The sequence below is a fragment of the Nocardia jiangxiensis NBRC 101359 genome, assembly GCF_000308615.1.
GTDB lineage: Bacteria > Actinomycetota > Actinomycetes > Mycobacteriales > Mycobacteriaceae > Nocardia > Nocardia jiangxiensis.
In genome coordinates this window covers 63,389-78,865 of sequence record NZ_BAGB01000167.1, presented here as the reverse complement: position 1 = coordinate 78,865, position 15,477 = coordinate 63,389, and the positions used below count along the sequence as shown (strand labels likewise).

Sequence of the window (15,477 nt, the reverse complement as noted above, 5' to 3'; positions counted from 1 at the left end):
GGTCTACTGATTCGTTTCGATGCTCGGGCTCCGATAGCCGGCTTCCTCCGCGAAGCCGGGCCAGCCGTTGTATTTATGTGCGGCCTGGCGCAATTCGCTCCAAGTGGACGAGCGTGTGTCGGAGACGTCGATATCGAATTTCGTGGCATGCCGGAATTCCAGGACAGCCACGCCTTCGGGACCGGCGCGGTAGCCGTACCGCGCCCCCCGGGGCACATAGAAACCCGCACCCGGATCCAAGCGCCGACGACCGAGCTGAAGCCATCCGGCAACCACGTAATAGAGACAATCCACATTATGGGTGTGCGCCGGCAGAATCACCTCCGGCGCCAACGAGACCTTTGCCAGGCTGTACCCGTCCGGATCATCATGGCAGAACATCACTTCCGTGAGGGCTCCACCTGCCATGAGGGCGAATTCGTCGGGCGGGATCGAATTCACGACCTCTTCGGGATAGCCCGGAAAATCCATGATCTCGAGCAGATCGACCACTGGTTCGCCAGTGAATATCCGGAACTCTGCCCGGGTCCCCTGCCGCGTCGTTGCAGGTCTGGGGGCGGCGTCATCACCGCCTACCGATTCACGAAGCTCGGACATGTGCTTCTCCTCTTCTGCGGCCACGAGTGCGGCGCTGCTACTGCCGGATGATTCCGACGACGGTCCCGACCTGGTAGGTCGTGTCGATCTCGCCGAAGATTTCGATGGTTCCCGCACTCGGTGCTTCGATTTCGGCTTCGGTCTTGTCGGTGGCGAGGTTGTAGATCGGTTCGCCCTCGGTGACCGATGCCCCGTTCTCCACCAGCCACTCGGTGATCTCCCCTTCCGTCATGGTCACGCCGAGCTGTGGGATCTTGATTTCCACGGTCACTGTCCTTGTGTCTGGAATATGCGATTCGTTGTGGGATATCGGATGCCCGGCTAGGCGAGCGCCCGGACGGCCGCGGCGATCTTGTCCGGGCCTGGAAGAAATGCCTGTTCGAGCGTTCCGGCATAGGGCACCGGAGTATTCGGCGCGGTGACGCGCAGCACCGGTCCGGCGAGCTCCCCGAAGAGCTCTTCCTGAATGGTGGCGGCCAGTTCTGCGCCGAAACCGGCGCGCCGCACGGCTTCATGGACGACCACCGCGCGCTTGGTCTTGACTACCGAGGCCAGGATGGTGGGCAGATCGAGGGGCTGGATGGTTCGCAGATCGACCACCTCCACGTCGATTCCCTCGTCGGCCAGGGTCTGCGCCGCGGTGAGGCTGTCGAGAACCTGCCTGCCGTAGGTCAGGATCGTGACATCAGTGCCCGGCCGGGCGATCGCTGCCTGCCCGAGCGGAATACGGTAATCCCCCTCGGGCACTTCACCTTTCGAGGCGAAGTACAGGCCGGTCATCTCGACGAAGACACACGGGTCGTCATCGAAGATCGCCGAGAGAAGCAGTCCCTTGGCATCGGCCGGGTTGCTGGGCACGATGACCTTGAGGCCGGACGCATGGACCAGCGGCGCCTCGAGCATGTCGGAGTGCTGGGCGCCGAATCCGCCGCCCGTGCCGGTAGCAGTGCGCACGGTCAGGGGCACAGGGGTACGCCCGCCGGACATGTAGCGCAGCTTCGCGGCGTGGTTGATCAGCTGGTCCGCGCAGACGTGCACGAAGTTCATCAGCATGATCTCGGCGACCGGACGCATACCGGCGATCGCCGAACCGATCGCGGCACCCATGATCGCCTGCTCGGAGATCGGGGTGGAGCGCACGCGTGCGGAACCGTACTTGGTTTCCAGGCCCTTGTGCACGCCGAAACCGCCACCGCCGGGGTCCATGATGTCCTCACCGAGGGCGAACACGCTGTCGTCCAATTCCATCGCGGTGTGCAGCGCCTCGTTGATCGCTTGGACGAAGAGCAGATTCTTCGTCGCGACGGTGGTTCGCTCATCCTGGATGGTCATGCGATCGCCTCCTCGGCATACACATCGGTGGTCAGTGTGGAGGGGTCCGGCCAGGGTGCGTCGAGTGCGAACTGGGCAGCGTCGGCGATTTCGGCGGCCGCCTCGGCGTCGATAGCGTCGAGTTGCGTAGCGGTGGCGATGCCTTGCGCGATCAGCTGTTCCCGATAGCGCGGCACCGGATCGGCGGCGATGGCTGCCGACAATTCCGCCTTGGGGATGTAGCCCTGCTGGTCGCCGATCACGTGACCGTTGAACCGGTAGGTCAGCGCCTCGACGAGGGTGGGGCCGTCACCTCGGCGTGCTCGCTCGACGGCGTCCCCGGCCACCCGGTACATCGCGATCGGGTCATTGCCGTCGACGGTGACCCCGGGCATCGAGTACGCGGCGGCGCGGTCGGCGATCCGTTCCACGGAGGTGCCCTGGGCAAGGGGCGTGTACTCGGCGTAGAGGTTGTTCTGGCAGACGAACACCACCGGCAGATTCCATACCGAGGCCAGGTTCATCGACTCGTGGAAGGCGCCGATATTGGATGCGCCGTCACCGAAATTGACGACGGTGACCTGGTCGGTTCCGCGCATCGCGGCCGACAGGGCGATCCCGTTGGCAATCGGCATACCCGAACCGACCACACCGGTGGTGACCATCAGACCGTGCTCCGGGGAGGTGACGTGCATCGGCCCGCCCTTCCCGCCACAGGTGCCTGTCGCCTTGCCGAGAAATTCCGCCCACAATTCGCGTAGCGGAACACCTTTCGCGATCTGGTCGTGCAGGCCGCGGTAGATGGTGACGACGTAGTCGTCCGGGCGCAGATGGGCCGCGACCGACACAGCGGTGAATTCCTGGCCACGCGGCGAGTAGTACATGCCGCCGATGGCGCCACTTTTCATCAACGACAGATATTTCTCGTCGAAGAGCTTGATCCGGGTCGCCGTCCGGTACAACGCGATCTGGGTATCGGAGTCGAGTACTGCTGTGGTCGGGGTCATGGCCTCTCCTGGGTTTCGATGATGGCCGGTGCCGACGCCCCGGCCGCATGTTCTCCGGCGCGGCGACCGGAGAACACCGCGTCCGCGAGCGACAGACCGGAGACGTAACTGGTGCTACACAGACCGACCGCGGAGCGCCCGGCCGCATAGAGCCCTCGAATCAGCCCGCCGTCGTTGCGCACGACTTGGCCGGTCGTCTCGTCGACGACCAGGCCACCGAGGGTGATGAATTTCATCGGATAGGCGGGGGAAACGCCGGGTGAGAGATCGATGGCGTAGAACGGCCCGTCGCCGAGCCGATGCCGGAATTCGTCCTTCTTGCCGAACGCATCGGCACGGCGCTGCTCGATATCCGAATTGTGTTGTGCGGCAGTCTCTGTCAGGCTCTTCGGCGAGATCCCGATCTTGGTGGCCAGCTCGGCGAGCGTACCGGCCTTCACGTGCCCGGTCGGACCGAAGAGGTAGGCCATCTGAGGCGCGTGGAAGAAGGCCGTCTGGCTACGCAGTTGACCGCGAGCCCGGCGCCAGGTCGCCGAATCGACGATCAGGAAGGCCCGCGCGCCGTGTTCCTCCACCATGGGTGTCGTCATCGTCGCTCCGTAGAGCTGCTCGTTCACGAATCGAACACCGTCGCCGTCGACGACGATGCCCTCCATGAAGCCCGACGGCGGCGCGATGAACCGCCATCCCGACATCGCCCCCAGCTTGGCCGTGCGGGCATCGACCACCGCACCGAGCCGAAGGGCCGCACCGTCGTCGCCGACGGTGCCCAGTGCCTCGATCGCCGACCAGGCCGGTGCATGCCGGTCCACCAGCGCTCGGTTGAAGCCGTGTCCTCCGGTCGAGAGGATGACGCCGGATCGGGCGTGTGCCCGGTGTGTGGTGGAGCGCTTGCGCACCTCGCGTTCGACGATCCGGTTCAGTCGCGCCCCTGTCGGCCCGTGCCAGATCTGCATCTTCTCCGATAACTTGACGAACAACTCGAACCTCTTGCCGGGCATACGATTCGACGCGGGCGCACGGAACTCGACACCGGCGACCACATCGCCGTCCACGATGAGGCTCGACACCTCGGCGAGGGGGCGGAAGGTCACGCCCCTGCGCAGGGCCGACTCCCGCAGTCGCCCGTAGAAGGTCGCACCCGAGAAATTCTTCGCACGTGTGCGGTGGCCTCGTGGCGCCGGCTCGGCGACGTCGGAGTATCCCGCGGCCAGTTCGTTGCCGGAGTAGTAGAGATAGTGCCGGTTGGTGGGATACGAGGTTTTGTACGGACAGACACTGCCCTCGAACTCGAGCCCCTGCGCCTGCAACCACTCGATCATCGCCGGACTGGTGTTGACGAACCGGCGCAGAGTCTCTTCGGCAACCGCATCACCGGTCTCTTTGCGCAGGTACGCGTACATATTGTCGGGGCTGTCCGAGACGCCTGCCTCGTGCTGGGCGCTGGTGCCGCCGCCGGCATAGACCACGCCGCCGGAGTGGTAGGTGGATCCGCCACCGTAGGACCGGTCGAGGACGAGCACCGACGCCCCGGCATCCGCGGCGGCGATCGCGGCGCAGGCTCCGGCCCCGCCGAAGCCGACGACGATCACGTCGTAGGTGGTGTCGCCGTTTCCGGCCGCACGAGTTTGCGCTGTCACATCTTCCTCGAATCCGCCTGTGCTGTCATTCATTTCGATCACCGTTCCACTCAGGATCGGTCTGTCTCTTCGCGCCGCGCTTGTCCACGGTCACAGGACCGAGCACCGTCATCCGGCAGGCGATGCGGGTGTCCCGCATCGCGGATCGCCGGCGGCGACCGGCCATCTGCCGCAGCACATCTCGCTCTTCGGACTCGACGGGCCCGGCGTTGTGGTGGCCGTCGACGATCGTCAGCGCGCATGCCGTGCACCGGGCCTGACCGAAGCAGATGGTCGGCCACTTCACGCCCGCGGCGAGAGCGGCCTCGAATACCGTCTGCCCGGGTGGGACGTCGAGATCGATTCCGGCGGGTTCCACCCGCACCTGCACCACGTTCGATTACCGGGCGAGATATTCATCGATGGTCTTGTGGCTGTTGACGATCATCGCTTCGTACTTCTCGGACATGATCAGATCCGAAAGCCCTTGGGTGTGGATTCCGCGTTGTTGGCGTTCGATGTTGAGGAAGTCCTCTTTGAAGATCTGCGGCCACTCCTCGACCGGAATCGGCCCCTCGAGTTCCGGGCGATCGACGTCGGCCTCCTCGGCGGTGGGGATCTGTACCGCCCACACCTCGAACAGACACGATTCGGGATCGTCGCCGTTGGGCCGCACGCGGTAGATGATGGAGTTCCCGTAGGCCGGCAGCACGGTGATGTTGGGGAAGATGTGCCCGTATCCACTGGTCTCGGTGGTCGGTGGCGGCAGGGGGATGCCGGCGCCCTGCGCGTATTCGTACAGCGCTTGGAAGAACGCCATCGGGAAATCGTTCTCGTCGATGTCCTTTTCGAGCAGACCTTGCTGGATGAACATCTCCCGGTCGGTGGTGTAGGCATCGGTTCCGACGTACAAGGCGTTGTTGAACTGAATGAAGTAGTCCGCCAACGACATTCCCGCGACCGGAGTGCCCCCGCTGCTACTCAGCAGCGCGTGCCCGTGGCCGTTGCCGAAGCATTCGAAGTCGCCGCCGAGCGCATCGACGTCGTAGTCCTCGTCCGCGGCGCCCATGCTCAGCGAAGGGTGCGCCTGCATCACGTGGTAGGCCTCCATGAACGCTTCCTGCGCCATCTTCCAGTTGCCCGGCAACACCAGGTGCCGCCACCAGCGCACCTTCATCCGGTCGAACCCGATCAGGTCGAACTTCTGCCGGATTCCGTCCATTGCCACCTCGAGCGGTTCCGCGTCGGGGTCCATGTTGATGAACACCATCCCGAACATGGTGCCCACCTGGCACTCCCGCAGCCTCAGTGCGTCCGGGTCCAGGCATGCCGGGGTGAACCCGCGCTCGGCGTACACGTAGGAGTTGCTGCCGTCGAGGTTCCACCGCCAGCCGTGATAGGGACAGACGATCTGGCCGCCGTGAAACGTACCGGTGCCGTCACCGAGCGAAGTGGCGCGATGCCTGCAGGCGTTGAAGTAGGCCTTGATCGACTCTTCGCTCTCACGGACGACGAGGATCGACTGATCGTTGATCCGATACTCGGTGAAGTCGCCCACCCGAGGAATCTCTTCCAGGCGGCACGCCATCTGCCAGACCCGGGTCCACAGCTTGTTCTTCTCCAGCTCGGCGAACTCCGGGGAGAAGTACCGCTCGACAGGGACCCGCGTCGGGTCGGTGATCGCATGGCGAAACGCCGCAGCGGGTGCCTGCACGGGTTCTTCGAGAGTCGTCATCGGTGCCTCCAAACATGGCCGACATCAGATCGGTGGAACGTGTTCTGCATCACTAACTGATCGATGAGTTAGTTTGTGGCGTAGAACTCGTTCTGTCAATAGGTCAACCAAGTCAACTATGTTTGGAAGGCGGGCTCGTACCGCATCGGATCAGGCACGGGCCGCGGCGTTCGGCATGTGAAATCTCGAGTCCAGCAACGGGTTCGCGCACGAACGCGCGGTTACTTCCCGACTACTGGCAGTCCGGAGGCAAGTATCGCTTCGACAGCGCGAACCGCGCGACGGTGCCGTTCGGGAATCGACGTCGCGGACAGGTAGGTCAACCCCGACGAAATCGACAAGATGACATCGACGAGAGACTGCGAATCGACGTCGGGAGCAAGCTCACCGGCGGCGATTGCACTGCTGATCAGCTGGGTGTACAGCTCTTCCTCCGCGTCGCGGCGGTTGGTACGCAGTGCGGACAGGTCGGGATGTCGACTGGTTTCGAACGAGATGCTCGCCTCGAATCTCGTCACCGTCGGGTAGTCCTCGACGCATGCGAGCGCCTCCTCGAGGATGGCGGTGAGGCGGCCGACCAACGTCGTCGCACGCCCCGCCGCGTCCTGCAGACGCCCCACTATTTCGTCCTGCACCGACTCCAGCGTCGCCACGACCAGCGATTCCTTGGAGGGGAAGTAGTGGTAGATGGCGGCGCTGGTGAGCTGGGCCTCCCGCGCGATCGCCTTCATCGTGGCGTTGGCATAGCCGACCTCCGCGACGTGCTTCATCACGGCAGCCTTGATACGCCGACGAGTCTGCTCTCCGTCCGCCCCCATCGGGCGGCCCAAGTAAGACGGCGCGCTCATCTGTTCCTCCGTCCCGTGCAGTCGTCATCCTCTCATGACCAGCAGATCCTGCCGGGGCGTACCGATCCAGTCGTGGGTCGATGTCCCGCGAGTGATGATGCGCTATTGGATGCTTCGGCCGCCGTCGACATCCAGGCATACCCCGGTGAGAAATGAGGCGTCCTGCGACGCGAGGAAGTGCACGGCTGACGCAACGTCGGCCGGTTCCGCCAAGCGACCCATCGGAATGCCCTTCGTCGTGGCGGCGATAATCTCCGGGGGTAGCGCGTCGAGACCTGTCGCGGTCTTCATGAAGCCGGTGGGAGAAGCCACCGGCGCGACCGCGTTGACTCGGATTCGGGGACTGAGCTCGGTGGCCAGGCCACGCGTCAGGGTTATGACCGCTCCTTTGGTGGCGTTGTATATCGTGGCCGTGGGCCGGGGCCGCTTGGCGCCGATCGATGCGGTGTTGACGATGACGGATCCGTCCGGCATATGCGGAACTGCGTATTTCGTCGCCAAGAAGACGCTTCGAACGTTGATGGCGAATTGCAGATCGAACTCGTCGATCTCGAGATCGAGCGCCAGCGCCTTGCGATGCGGGACTCCCGCATTGTTCACGAGTACATCGATGCCGCCGAACGCGGTGACCGTGCTATCGATCATCGATTGCACCTGGGCCGGCACACTGACGTCGACGGCAACGGCAATGCTGCGGTCGATTCCGGCAGAAAGGTTTTCGGCACGTTTCTCGTCGATGTCGGCGATGGCTACCGATGCTCCAGAGCCTGCGAATCGGCGAACGATCGCTTCGCCGAATCCGGCCGCGCCGCCTGTGACGAGAACTCGTTTTCCCTCGAATGGCGATTCCATTGTTCTCAATCCTTACTTCTTGATTTGCTGGGGTGCGGGATCGGTTGCTTCCACGGACGCAGCTGATGCTCGACTACAGACGGCCCGAGACGGAAATGCCTGGCCTCGTCATGTGTTTCGACGAACGGAAGATTGGGATCGTAGAGTTCGTCCGGTCCGGGTCGCGGTCCCGCATGTGCGACGCATCCGGGCGTGGGGCGGCCCAGGATGCGTTCGAGTTTCCACACCACCTCGATCAGCCGATCGAGATCGACTCCGGTGTCGATCCCCATCGCCTCCAGCATCGACACGACATCTTCTGTGGCCGCCATACCGGTGGCGCGGCCGTTCCCGCAGTAGGGGCAGCCGCCGATACCGCCGGCGGTCGTGTCGAGGGAGAGCGTGTGGGTGGCATCCAGTGTTCGCAATGCCGCATAGATCGAGGGCAGGGCCATACCGCGCGCATTGTGCAGATGCAGGTGCACCCTCGTGATACCGGGCCACTCGGAAAGCACAGCTTCGAGTTGCTGCTCCACCAGGTGGGGCATGCACCAACTCATCGGGTCTTGCAAAGCGATGCTCGTGACGGCGATCCCGGCCTCGCACCACATCCGATACTGTCGGCGAAGCATGGCCATGCTGTCGGTCAGGGCGACCGGGCCAGTGAAATTCGATCCCCACACCGCCCCGAGCGCGATGCCCGCTTCGGGTGCATTCGACGCGGTGGCGGCCGCGACTATTCTTGGCCACCGGGCTATTTCGTCGGCCTGCGAGGAGTTGGTATTGCGCCGTGCGAACGTGTCGCACATATGGCAGTTGAGGGTCGGCACCCCGCCCCGAGGCGACAGCGGCGGAGTGAATTCGGCCGCCCGCTGCCGTCCTTTCTCGTTGAGTGCCAGCCCCGTGTACCGGACTCCGTCGACCGGAGTGAATCGCTGCACTATCTCGTCGATCTGTGCCATTTGTGGTGTGTAGCGGGGACTGACGAACGACCCCACCACAATCGACTTCAGGCCGGTCCGGGACAGCAGGTCGAGCAACGCGACCTTGTCCGCGACCGAGATGTCGGCGGATTCGATCTGCATCCCTTCCCGCATCACTTCCTCGTTCAGGTGGACTGCGGGATACCCGCCGGAGTTTCGGGTCATCACGCCGTCCGCTCGAGGTCGGTCCCGCGGGTGATCACCGCGTCGACGGCGGTCGCTGTACCGTCACCGATCACGAGTGGGTTGATGTCCAGTGCGCGGATCGCGCCCTTACTCGACCGCGCGAGAGTTTGCAGGCGATAGATGATGTCGAGAACCGCCTCGGTCGGCGACAGCGCCCATCGGGCACTGTCGAGCACCTGGCCGACAGCGGAGCCGAGGACGCGCGCGCGGGTATGGTCCCGGCCCGCGTCGGCCGGGATGAGAACCACGTTGTCGAGATCTTCGGTGAAGATCCCGCCGATACCGAGGAGCACGAACTGGCCGAGAATGGGGTCCGTGGAAATTCCCGCGATGGCCTCGAACCTGCCGCTGATCGTCTGCTCGGCGATGATCTCTCCGCCACCGGCCGACGCCATGCGCTGACTCAGCCGGTGGAATGCCTGTGCGCCGGTGGTCTCATCGGCGACACCCAACTCGACCAGTCCGAGTTCGGATTTGTGTGTCACTCCCGGTACGGCTCCCTTGAGGACCAGTGGCCAGCCGAGTTCGCGTCCGGCCGTCGCGATATCGGCGACCTGATGCAGCGTGCGGCATTGCACGGTCGGGACACCGACCGCGGCAAGTAGGTCGAGACATTCGGGTTCGGTCATCGCCGCCGGTTCCCTCAGCCTCTGCGCCGAACGCCGGGCAAGCATGGGCGGCGCGGACTCGTCGTCGCCACGGTCCTGCGATCCGCCGTGCTGCGCGCGGTGGATCGCGGCGAGCGCTTGCAGCGTCGAATCGGTGTCGCGGACCAGGACGGCGTTCCCTTCGCGGTACACATCTTCGGTGCCCTCGTCGAGCCCGCCGGGGACGATGACGGTCAGGCGTTTTCCGGCCGCGTGCGCCAACCGGGCGAATCGCTGTGCCGTTTTGCCGTTCTGCACGGCACTGCGCGTATTGTGCGGAGTGACAACGACATCCGAGACGGTCGAATCGTGAAAGAGCGCGTTGAGGACCGACTGGGCGTTCGTCATGGAGCCGATAGCGCCGAGGTCGACGGGATTGACGACCCGGGCGAGCCTGGACTGTTCGGCGAACACCGCGCGTGTCGCATCGGTGAATTCGCTCATCCGCAGTCCATAGCGTTCTGCGCCGTCGGCGAGTATGGCTCCAGCGGCACCCGACATCGTCACTCCGGCCACACCGTGCCGGCCAAGACTTTTCGGCGCCGCCACGACCATCGCACCGGCACAGATCAGCGACTCCACTGTCGTCACGCGGACCACACCCAACATGTCGAGCAGCGCGTCGGTGGCGCGTGGTCCGCCGGCCAGTCGGCTCGAATGCGCTTGGGAAGCAACGGCTCCGACCGCAGACTGGCCGAATTTCAGTGCGATGATCTGCTTTCCGGCCTGGCGGGCGGTACGGACCAACTGACGGAAACGGTCTCCGTCCGGTATCGCGTCGACGACCAATCCGATCACTTCGGTAGCGCGGTCGTCGATGAGGTACGCGAGGTAATCGAGCAGGTCCAGATCGGCCTCGTTCCCCACGGAGACGAACTTCGACAGGCCCAGGCCCGCGGATCGTGCGCGTCGTGCCAGGGCATCGAACAGTGCCCCGCTGTGCGATATCAGCGCGAGCGGGCCGGACTGGATCGGCGAACTGTGCGAGGCGTTGAAACCAATGGAGACACCATCGTTGGCGTTGTAGATACCGTTGCAGTTCGGACCGATGATCCGCATTCCGGTGTCACGGACGATCTTTGCGAGCGCCTCCTGCCGTTCGGCGCCTTCGATCGTTCCGGATTCGGCGAATCCTGCCGCACTGATGATGGCGAACTTCACGCCGTTGTCGGCGCAACCGCGGGCAGCGTCGACGGCCCGATGGGCCGGCACCAGAATATAGGCGACATCGACATCGGGGGGTAGGTCCGCTGGCGAGGCAACGCATTTCAGTCCGGCGACCTCGCTTCCGGAGGGATTGACCGGGTAGATGACGCCGGAGTACCCGCAGGAACGCAGATTCGGGATGATGAGCGACCCGATCTTGGCTTCGTCGTTGGTGGCGCCCACCACGGCGATCGTTTTCGGACGGAACAGTGGATCGAGGTCGAGAGCGGGACCGTTCGGCATGGTCTTCCTTCGGTATTCGCGAGTTGCCGGGATCATCAGCGGTTCCGCCACTGCGGTTCTCGCCGTTCGACGAAGGCGGCGACGCCTTCCTTACGGTCTTCGCTGGTATATGGGTTCGGTCCGACGTTCAGTCGTGCGGCGGTCGCGATGGGCAGGGTGCTGGATTTGACGACTGTTTCCTTCATCCGGCGCAGGGAGACCGGAGCATTCGCCGCGACCGCGCGTGCCATAGCCATCGTCTCGTGGTCGAGCACGGCGGGATCGACGACGGCATTGACCAGTCCCCAGTCCAGTGCACGGGCGGCGTCGATGTACTCCCCCGTGTACAGCAGTTGATATGCGCGCGCGGCGGGGATGATGCGTGGCAGAACCACTGTCGCCCAGTTTGCTCCCATACCGCGCTTGGCTTCGGGAAGCCCGAACTTCGCCGCACTCGAGGCGACACGCAGATCACAGCACAGCATGAGTTCGAAACCGCCACCGACTGCAGCGCCGTTGATTCCGGCGATGGTCGGTTTGGGGATTTCCGAAACCACTTCGAACAGCATTCGTGCGGCCCCATCGGTGGGTGTCCGCTGTGTCCTTCCGTTGCGGTCGTTGCTGCGCATATCCTTCAGATCACCGCCGGCGCAGAAGGCGGAGTCTCCGGTCGCGGTCAGGACGACGACCCATACCTCCGGATCGTCGGCGGCCTGGACGGCCGCGTCGCACAGTTGCGCCGACAATGACGCCGACAGGGCGTTCTTGCGCTCTGGCCGGTTGAGCGTCAGCACCCGGATATGCCCTTCGGTGCGGATCAACAACTCGTCCACGACGTGCTCCTTGTTCGGCAGGGCGATCGTTTCGGTGTGGTGGTTACCGGTGGCCGGGCCGACATCAGATCGTCACCGTGACAAATTTGGTCTGGGTGTAGTGATGCAGCGCCTCGACGCCCTTCTCGCGACCGATGCCGCTGTTCTTGTATCCGCCGAAGGGGCCTTCCATCCTGCTGGCATTCCATTCGTTGACATACACTTGGCCTGCCTCGAGTTGTGCCGCGATTCGATGTGCTCGCGACAGGTCTTTTGTCCAAACACCGGCGGCCAGGCCATATTCGGTGCCGTTCGCGATGCGGAGCGCTTCGGCTTCGTCGCCGAACCTCAACACGGCCAGTACCGGCCCGAACACCTCTTCCTGTGCGATCTTCATCCCGACGGTGACGTCGGTGAAAATGGTCGGCTCGACGTACCACCCCTCGGTCGTGGATCCACCACCGCAGACGAGACGGGCGCCCTCATCCTCCGCTGTCTGGATGTACCGCCGAACTTTCGCGAATTGCGCCTCGGTCGTCTGCGATCCGTAGTGCACTCCCGGCGTGATCGCGGCGGTCGCCGCCACCAGTCTCGCCACGAATTCGTCATGGATATCCGCGTCGACCAAGAGTCGCGTTCCACCCGCACAGTGCTGTCCCGCGTTGGTCGTGAAAGCCTTGACCACCCCCGCGACGGCCGCGTCGATATCGGCATCGGCGAACACGAGATTGGGTGACTTGCCACCGAGTTCCAATGTCGCGGGGATGATTCGTTGCCCGGCCGTCCTGCCGATCTCACGACCGATCCGCAACGAACCGGTGAAGGCAACTTTGCGAACCAACTCGTGTGAGACCAATGGTCGTCCGGCATCCTGACCGGTCCCGGTCACCACGTTGCAGACACCGGCCGGCAGACCGGCCTCGACCATGATGCGGGCCATCTCGAGCGTGCTGGCCGACGTGAACTCGGATGGTTTGATCACGACGGTGTTGCCGGCGGCAAGGGCGGGCGCTACACCGCGAGTCGCCTGGCCGAGTGGCGCATTCCAGGGCGTGATGATCGCGACGACCCCATAGGGTTCCCGGCGCACGTAGCTGTGCACGGACGCCCCGAGATCGAACAACTCACCGGACGGGAGGTGGACCAGACCCGCGTAGAAGTCGAAATAGGAGATCGCCGCCTGCACCTCACGGGGCGTGTGGGCGCTGGGTTTTCCGGTTTCGGCCGCTTCGTACCCGGCAAGGAGGTCGATCGATTCCCGCAGCGCCACTGCGACGTCGGCGAGAATCCGGCCACGCTCTGCCGGACTGCGGTCACGCCACTGCGGCCATGCCGTCCGAGCGTCCTCGACCGCCCGGTCCACTATGGCCTCGTTCCCGGCCGCGATCGTGCAGACCACGTCCTGTGTCCCGGGGCGAGTGGAGACTATTCGCTCGCCACCGGTCTCGACTTCCGCACCGCCGATCCAGTGGCCATGATGCTTCGGTCCGGTGTGGTTGTTGTCGATCACCGAGATTTCTCCTGTAGCAATACCGTTGCGGGCAAGAAGGGTGGGAAGTAATTGCGCGATCATCCGATTCGCCAGCGGCGCACACGGCGCTCTACTTGGCGAAGCCACGCATCTGCCGGGGCGCGTCGTCGCGATCGAGCACGATCTCCAGAAGAGCCAACCGGCCATCGATGTATGCCTGCTCCGCCTCCGACAGCGCCCGCTCGAGGTCGTCCTCGGTGCGCACCCGCAGACCCAGCGGTTTGTGCTTGCCGAGGCCGTCGAAAACCTGCGGAATACGGTCGTAGTGCCACACCCAGATGTCGTTGCACGCCATCTTCCGACCGCCCGCGAAATCCTCGACGAGGTATCCGCCGTTGTTCAAGACGACGATCAACGGTGCGTGCCCGGAGGTCAGCATCGTGGAGATCTCTTGCACGGTGAGCGCGAGCGCCCCGTCGCCGACTACCAGGATGTGACGACCGGTCGGATTTGCGTGCTGAGCGCCGAGCAACGCAGGCACGGACCAGCCGATCGACGCCCAGGCATTCTGGGTCAGCACCGTGACACCGTCGGGTATCGGCGCGGAACGGATACCGACATTGCCGGTGCCGGTATCGACGACGACCGTGTCCCCTTCTCGGAGGCACAGACCGAGCCGGTTCCAGAGCCGGTCCTGCACCAACGTCCGGCCGGGCTCGACATCGAACGACCGAACCGCACGGCGAGTGGGCGCGGAGTGTCTCCGGCGCGGACGACCGAGGCGCTGTTCGCCCAACGCGGTGACCATGGCGCTCATCGGGAGTGCGGAATAACTACCCGTATGCAACACCGACCTAACCGGGTCGATGTCGATCACCTCGGGTCCGCGATAGTCCGGGTTGGCCTTGCCGCCACTGAATTCGTCCAGGCGAAGCCCGATCCGGATCAGCACGTCGGCATTGTCGACCTGCGCGACCGCGGGAACCTTGGCGGCAGAACCGAAATAGGTTCCTAGATAACCCGGTATCCGCTTGTCGAGGTCGAAGTTCGCCGCCCAGGTCGTCGCCCACGGCAGACCCGTACGCGAGAGCCACTCACCCACCTCCGCGGTGAATCCGTGTTGACGGACACCACTGTCCACGAGGACGACCGGCGATTCGGCCGCGTGCAGTGCGCTGCCGACCTTGTCTGCCCACTCCGACAGCTCGACCGGATCGCAGGCGGGCGGGGACAAATCCAGCTCGCGGTCCGGTCTCGCCACGGGGGCCACGGCCACATCATCGGGAAGGGCAAGGAAGACCGGCCGTTTCCGCACCCACGCCTCGCGTAGCACTCGATCGATCTCCGCCGCCGCGTTGTCGGCCGACAGGACCGTCTGCGCCACGGTGATCTCGGAGAACATGCGCTGAAACCGGCTGAAGTCGCCATCTCCGAGACTGTGGTGCATCGCAGGCCGACCCGTCCACCTGTTTCCCGATCCGGGGAGCCCCGAGATAAGAACGGTGGGAACGTTTTCCGCGTACGATCCACCGACCCCACCGGCCGCGCCCAGGTCACCGACGCCCGATGTCACCACGAACGCGGCGGCACCCTTCACCCGTGCGTACCCGTCGGCGGCGTACGCGGCGTTGAGCTCGTTGCAGTTGCCGACCCAGGACATGTCGGGGTCGTGCGAGATCTGGTCGATGAATTCGAGTACGTAGTCCCCTGGCACACCGAAGACTTCGCTGATCCCCAATTCACGCAGGCGCTGCAGAAGGTAGTGGCCGACGAGGAAGTCATTGGACATGAGAACTTCTCCTGTCGTCTCGGCGGACAGTGCGGTCCGAGACGTTCTGTGCTGAATGGTCGGAGTGCGTCGAAGGCGATGACCTGCCTGCGGACGAGAAGCTCACCTCCGTGCGGGCCATCGAGATCGAGGTCGGAGCCGACGACCGGAAACACGGTGCCGGACGCCCCACACATCCATCCGAGTAGTGGAGCCACCTGCCGATGAAACGAT

At 64.4% G+C, this 15,477-nt stretch carries 14 protein-coding genes; all 14 read right to left on the bottom strand.

From position 1 onward, the window contains the following. Nucleotides 1-3: 3 nt before the first annotated feature. Complete coding sequence (locus ON40_RS48925; protein ID WP_157186764.1) at nt 4-597, bottom strand: cupin domain-containing protein; 594 nt, start codon at nt 595-597, stop codon at nt 4-6. A gap of 37 nt (nt 598-634) precedes the next feature. Continuing rightward, entirely contained in the window at nt 635-862 is a 228-nt protein-coding gene (locus ON40_RS41250; RefSeq protein WP_040831138.1) for a biotin/lipoyl-containing protein, read from the bottom strand. A gap of 56 nt (nt 863-918) precedes the next feature. Next, nucleotides 919-1,929, bottom strand: coding sequence for an alpha-ketoacid dehydrogenase subunit beta (locus tag ON40_RS41245; RefSeq protein WP_051194395.1), 1,011 nt, complete (start codon nt 1,927-1,929; stop codon nt 919-921). Next, nucleotides 1,926-2,915, bottom strand: a complete 990-nt coding sequence (locus tag ON40_RS41240; protein ID WP_040831063.1) for a thiamine pyrophosphate-dependent dehydrogenase E1 component subunit alpha — start codon at nt 2,913-2,915, stop codon at nt 1,926-1,928. Before ON40_RS41240 ends, ON40_RS41245 begins: the two co-directional genes overlap by 4 nt. Further along, entirely contained in the window at nt 2,912-4,588 is a 1,677-nt protein-coding gene (locus ON40_RS41235) for an FAD-binding protein (RefSeq protein ID WP_083896325.1), read from the bottom strand. Before ON40_RS41235 ends, ON40_RS41240 begins: the two co-directional genes overlap by 4 nt. After that, nucleotides 4,581-4,919: a 2Fe-2S iron-sulfur cluster-binding protein gene (locus ON40_RS41230; protein WP_218008961.1), complete on the bottom strand. Its 339-nt coding sequence runs from the start codon at nt 4,917-4,919 to the stop codon at nt 4,581-4,583. The genes ON40_RS41235 and ON40_RS41230 overlap by 8 nt, the downstream gene beginning before the upstream one ends. A 15-nt stretch (nt 4,920-4,934) precedes the next feature. Then, complete coding sequence (locus ON40_RS41225) at nt 4,935-6,269, bottom strand: aromatic ring-hydroxylating oxygenase subunit alpha (protein ID WP_040831061.1); 1,335 nt, start codon at nt 6,267-6,269, stop codon at nt 4,935-4,937. A 221-nt stretch (nt 6,270-6,490) separates the two neighbouring features. Next, on the bottom strand, nt 6,491-7,117 hold the full coding sequence (locus tag ON40_RS41220) for a TetR/AcrR family transcriptional regulator (protein WP_040831059.1): 627 nt from the start codon (nt 7,115-7,117) through the stop codon (nt 6,491-6,493). 102 nt (nt 7,118-7,219) lie between these two features. Beyond that, on the bottom strand, nt 7,220-7,969 hold the full coding sequence (locus ON40_RS41215; protein ID WP_040831057.1) for a glucose 1-dehydrogenase: 750 nt from the start codon (nt 7,967-7,969) through the stop codon (nt 7,220-7,222). A gap of 5 nt (nt 7,970-7,974) precedes the next feature. Then, nucleotides 7,975-9,096, bottom strand: a complete 1,122-nt coding sequence (locus ON40_RS41210) for a hydroxymethylglutaryl-CoA lyase-like TIM-barrel protein (protein WP_040831055.1) — start codon at nt 9,094-9,096, stop codon at nt 7,975-7,977. Beyond that, a complete protein-coding gene (locus ON40_RS41205; protein ID WP_169541997.1) occupies nt 9,096-11,213 on the bottom strand; it encodes an acetate--CoA ligase family protein in 2,118 nt (705 codons plus the stop codon). The genes ON40_RS41210 and ON40_RS41205 overlap by 1 nt, the downstream gene beginning before the upstream one ends. A 35-nt stretch (nt 11,214-11,248) precedes the next feature. Further along, nucleotides 11,249-12,025 (bottom strand): enoyl-CoA hydratase/isomerase family protein, encoded by a 777-nt coding sequence (locus ON40_RS41200; RefSeq protein ID WP_040831052.1) that lies wholly within the window; start codon nt 12,023-12,025, stop codon nt 11,249-11,251. Nucleotides 12,026-12,089: 64 nt separating this feature from the next. Then, a complete protein-coding gene (locus ON40_RS41195) occupies nt 12,090-13,514 on the bottom strand; it encodes an aldehyde dehydrogenase family protein (protein WP_245568217.1) in 1,425 nt (474 codons plus the stop codon). A 91-nt stretch (nt 13,515-13,605) separates the two neighbouring features. After that, nucleotides 13,606-15,264 carry an alpha-keto acid decarboxylase family protein gene (locus ON40_RS41190; protein WP_040831050.1) on the bottom strand — a complete coding sequence of 553 codons (1,659 nt, stop codon included), beginning with the start codon at nt 15,262-15,264 and terminating at the stop codon, nt 13,606-13,608. Nucleotides 15,265-15,477 lie beyond the last annotated feature (213 nt).

Excerpts from the sequence above, each read along its gene's own strand:
- ON40_RS41190 (WP_040831050.1), bottom strand. The coding sequence starts at position 15,264 with ATGTCCAATGACTTCCTCGTCGGCCACTACCTTCTGCAGCGCCTGCGT.
- ON40_RS41220 (WP_040831059.1), bottom strand. The coding sequence starts at position 7,117 with ATGAGCGCGCCGTCTTACTTGGGCCGCCCGATGGGGGCGGACGGAGAG.
- ON40_RS41205 (WP_169541997.1), bottom strand. The coding sequence starts at position 11,213 with ATGCCGAACGGTCCCGCTCTCGACCTCGATCCACTGTTCCGTCCGAAA.
- ON40_RS41245 (WP_051194395.1), bottom strand. The coding sequence starts at position 1,929 with ATGACCATCCAGGATGAGCGAACCACCGTCGCGACGAAGAATCTGCTC.
- ON40_RS41235 (WP_083896325.1), bottom strand. The coding sequence starts at position 4,588 with ATGAATGACAGCACAGGCGGATTCGAGGAAGATGTGACAGCGCAAACT.
- ON40_RS41210 (WP_040831055.1), bottom strand. The coding sequence starts at position 9,096 with ATGACCCGAAACTCCGGCGGGTATCCCGCAGTCCACCTGAACGAGGAA.
- ON40_RS41215 (WP_040831057.1), bottom strand. The coding sequence starts at position 7,969 with ATGGAATCGCCATTCGAGGGAAAACGAGTTCTCGTCACAGGCGGCGCG.
- ON40_RS41240 (WP_040831063.1), bottom strand. The coding sequence starts at position 2,915 with ATGACCCCGACCACAGCAGTACTCGACTCCGATACCCAGATCGCGTTG.
- ON40_RS48925 (WP_157186764.1), bottom strand. The coding sequence starts at position 597 with ATGTCCGAGCTTCGTGAATCGGTAGGCGGTGATGACGCCGCCCCCAGA.
- ON40_RS41225 (WP_040831061.1), bottom strand. The coding sequence starts at position 6,269 with ATGACGACTCTCGAAGAACCCGTGCAGGCACCCGCTGCGGCGTTTCGC.